Raw genomic sequence first — 1790 nt, 5'->3', positions numbered from 1 at the left:
GATCGGCCCGGGACCAGATCCAGCAGCCGGGCCCGGACGTGTCCGTCCTTGTCGCGGGTGAGATCGACCATGCCGGTGAACTCCTTCGGGCCGCGGCCGCCCTGGTCGACGGGCTTGGTGGAGACGTGATGCCAGATATGTTCGTCGACGCCCAGCGAGGTGACGCCAGCGAAGCGGGCCTCGTCGTCGGCGGCGGCTTCAAGGATCGGCTTGACCGCTCGCCACAGCGTCCTCCAGGCGCAGCCGAGCTGCCGGGCCATCCCCTGGACCGAGGCGTTCTCCCGCCGCATCTGCCCGATCGCCCACGACGTCGCGCGACTGGTGAGCAGCGCCCTGGGTCGCGCCACATCGGGGTCTTGCTCCATGAACGAGTTCACCGGACACATCGGCTCGGGACACAGCCAGCGTCGTTTCCGCCACCACAGCTTCACCGGCGCCGTGAAGCACGGCGCGTCGATCAGCTCGACCCTCTGCCGGCCATGCGCATGCGCGATCACGCCGCAGGCGGGGCAGCCCATCACTTCCGGCCGGACGGATTCGACCTCAACCCGAAGCCCCGCGTCGTCGCGCTGGACGCCGACCACGTGGAGCCCGGGCAGGCCCAGCAGAAGGTCGCAGCGCTGACAGTAGCCGCCGCCGGCACGGCAGCAGGAAGTAGAATCGGGCATCGTCGAGGTCCTTGAAGATCAGGTGGTGTAGTAACCCCGATTCTTGAGGGCCTCGACGCCCATCACCCCGCCGACACGCCCGCCGTCGGATCCACGCTCACCCCACGCTCAGGTACGAAGAGCCATGTTTGTCTTGGGAACTGTGCCTCGAAAGCAGGGAGGAGGTGCTCCGCGTGGCTGTCCCCGATGAGGAGCACCGACGCCTCACCGTCCAGGGTGGTGCCACACAGCCCATTGCTCAGCGCAGCCATTGCCTCGTCCCGGCATGGAAGGAGTTGTCGGTCAACGTCGGCGGATTCGACGGAACCGAACCGGGAGGCCAAGGCCCCGCCCGGGGCCATGGCGGGTTGCACCAGCAGTGCGAGGGCGAGCCAAGCAGCGGTGGCCACCGCCAGAGGCGGAGCGAGGATGCCGACGACCAGACGCGTCACGCCCTTGGCGCCGGTGACCGTTTGCGCCCTGAACGGCTGCTCCACGTAGCGGTAGGTGAAGTAGGAGGGGATCACCGATGCGAGCCCAGCGATCACTGGGGCCGCGGTCGAGAATGGCCAGATGGCCGCAGCCGTGACGATGAAGGGCCAGTGCCACAGGTAGAGGGAGTAGGACAGGTCCCCGATCCACACCATCGGGGCGGTGCCGAGGAGCCTCGAGGCCAGAGTCGGCGCACCGCGCCCCGCGGCGAGGGCCAGGACCGTGCCTGCCACCGGCAGGATCGTTCACTTGCCGGGGAATGGTGTGTCGGGTGTGATGAGCACAAAGCTCGCCGCCATCGCGGCGACGCCGGCGATCCCGAGCAGTGTGAGTACGAGGTTGGGGAGGCGCCGGACGAGTCCCACGGCCACTGCCAGCAGTGCGCCAGCCAGGAACTCCCACGCCCGGGGCAACGGTCCGTAGTAACCGAAGGGGAAGGCGGTTCCCAGCCGTGTCGAGTAGATCGACACCACTGCCAGGAGCGCCAAGCCCACGAAGGGGAGAACGGCGACGACCCGTCGACGGCTCTTCGCTGCCACCCACAGGAGCGCCCCCATGACGGCGGGCAGGACGAGGTAGAACTGCTCCTCGACGGAGAGTGACCACGTGTCAACGCCGGCCCAATTCTGACCCCCCTGTGCTGATTGTGTC

Annotated in this window: 2 protein-coding genes and 1 pseudogene; all 3 read right to left on the bottom strand. The window is 68.3% G+C overall.

The window, feature by feature from the left end; genetic code table 11:
• Nucleotides 1-668, bottom strand: a 668-nt coding sequence (locus tag Q1V87_RS08345; protein ID WP_300591676.1) for a transposase family protein, incomplete at its 3' end; no start/stop codon positions are given.
• Between the two features lie 62 nt (nucleotides 669-730).
• Nucleotides 731-1372: an acyltransferase family protein gene (locus tag Q1V87_RS08340; RefSeq protein ID WP_300591675.1), complete on the bottom strand. Its 642-nt coding sequence runs from the start codon at nucleotides 1370-1372 to the stop codon at nucleotides 731-733.
• Between the two features lie 12 nt (nucleotides 1373-1384).
• A pseudogene (locus Q1V87_RS08335) lies at nucleotides 1385-1790 on the bottom strand (acyltransferase); the annotation flags it as partial.

Origin of the sequence: Microbacterium sp. (assembly GCF_030149085.1) — a bacterium.
Taxonomy (GTDB): Bacteria; Actinomycetota; Actinomycetes; order Actinomycetales; family Microbacteriaceae; genus Microbacterium.
The sequence above is the reverse complement of the archived record's forward strand: the minus strand, read 5'-3'. Positions and strand labels throughout refer to the sequence as shown.